Source organism: Okeania sp. SIO2B9, from assembly GCF_010672505.1.
GTDB lineage: Bacteria > Cyanobacteriota > Cyanobacteriia > Cyanobacteriales > Microcoleaceae > Okeania > Okeania hirsuta.
This window is the reverse complement of record NZ_JAAHGK010001796.1, coordinates 1-1,059: the sequence shown is the minus strand read 5'-3', so window position 1 is coordinate 1,059 and position 1,059 is coordinate 1. Positions and strand designations below refer to the sequence as shown.

The window sequence follows — 1,059 nt, the reverse complement described above, 5'->3', positions numbered from 1 at the left end:
GCTGAATGGAAAAAGAAGGAAGAAGTCATAATACTTTAGCTAGAATTTGACAGGCGATCGCTAGTGGCAGTAAACATTTACAGCACTTTTTAGGATAGTAAGGTACGCTTTTAAGGCTAATCTTTTTTTCCCTACTCCCTACTCCCTACTCCCTAAAGTCCTAAAATTTTGTACCTTATCAACTCCAAAACTGCTGTAACTATAAAATTTGTTGGCACTAGGGAGCAACTCTCCTATACCAAATATTTCCAAATATTTCCAAATATTTCATTAATGTGCATTTGGATACCTGTTAAAAACAGACTCCTTTAATGATTTAAGATGTTCTAATTTGTGTTCTAATTCAAATATAAGATTATCACTTTTTTCATTATTGCAACGCCAACAAATTGCTTCCAGGTTATCATAATCAAACATTTTTTCTGGGAAACGTGCTTTATTCAATTTGTGGTCAATGGTAACGTAATGTTCGTGATAGTAAAATGAACCCGCTTGATTTATGTATGGTTTCCCATCAACCGTTTTGTACTCATAACCTCGTTTTTTAGCTTCTTCTTTGGACTGAGTAGAATATTGTCTACCATGCACCATTTTTTTTCCACAATAGGGACATGGTTTGAAGCTTTTATTAGTTCGATACTTATATGGACTGATAAAATCTCCTTTTGGGTCTTTGATACAGAGTACTGTTTGAGCTGCATCCCAAATATCTTTGATTTCAGAAGCGTCATATAGTGTATATAGTTTATCAAGTATTACTTTGCTCATTGTATCTATGCTCCATTGCTGTTTCGTATGTGGCAAACCGTTTTTTAGTTTTCTTAAATATATCTGTTGCTTTCTGCAAAATTTGGTCAATTTTGTCAACTTGCTGGTCTAAAACTTCTTCAATATGTTCTGTTTCATGGAGCGAGCGATCAATGGCACCAATAAGATCCCCTTTATTAAGTTTATGGTCGAACATAGTGACAACATTGTTATTCACTATATTGACAAAAGGCATAAGTATGTCCCATGATTTTTGAACTCTATCCCATCCTCGATTGAAAAATCATGGGA

General features: G+C 34.3%; 2 protein-coding genes. Both read right to left on the bottom strand.

Features of this window, described 5'->3' with window-relative positions; translation table 11 throughout:
- Positions 1-270: 270 nt before the first annotated feature.
- Positions 271-768 carry an HNH endonuclease gene (locus F6K13_RS34495; RefSeq protein ID WP_287290149.1) on the bottom strand — a complete coding sequence of 166 codons (498 nt, stop codon included), beginning with the start codon at positions 766-768 and terminating at the stop codon, positions 271-273.
- The gene (locus F6K13_RS34490) at positions 749-1,003 is read right to left on the bottom strand and encodes a hypothetical protein (RefSeq protein ID WP_287290147.1); all 255 of its coding nucleotides are present in this window, start codon (positions 1,001-1,003) and stop codon (positions 749-751) included. The genes F6K13_RS34495 and F6K13_RS34490 overlap by 20 nt, the downstream gene beginning before the upstream one ends.
- Positions 1,004-1,059 lie beyond the last annotated feature (56 nt).

Excerpts from the sequence above, each read along its gene's own strand:
- F6K13_RS34495 (WP_287290149.1), bottom strand. The coding sequence starts at position 768 with ATGAGCAAAGTAATACTTGATAAACTATATACACTATATGACGCTTCT.
- F6K13_RS34490 (WP_287290147.1), bottom strand. The coding sequence starts at position 1,003 with ATGCCTTTTGTCAATATAGTGAATAACAATGTTGTCACTATGTTCGAC.